Here is a 229-nt window from a genome sequence, read left to right as displayed (position 1 = left end):
ACGGGTTTATCGCACTGAGTTTTTTACTGGCCAATATCTCCTCCGGCGTGGCCTATTCCATCGTCTTTTCAAAATTGTTCAGCGAATTTGGCCCGCTTAATGCCTTGCTACGAGAGGCCTTTGGCCTCTCCGTTCCCTGGTTTACCGATCCCGACTGCGCCATGCTGTCGATTGCCCTGATTGTCACCTGGAAATTTGTCGGCTATTACGGGCTAATCCTCTATTCGGG

Annotated in this window: 1 protein-coding gene; it reads left to right on the top strand. The window is 51.1% G+C overall.

Annotated elements, in window-relative coordinates; translation table 11 throughout:
- On the top strand, window positions 1-229 hold a 229-nt coding region (locus V0R37_RS23355), incomplete at both ends, for a hypothetical protein (protein WP_489685836.1).

The organism is Pollutimonas rozaliensis (assembly GCF_048751585.1).
In the GTDB taxonomy this organism is placed as follows: Bacteria; Pseudomonadota; Gammaproteobacteria; order Burkholderiales; family Burkholderiaceae_B.
Note: the sequence above shows the minus strand (reverse complement) of the source record. Positions and strands in the feature narration are given on the sequence as shown.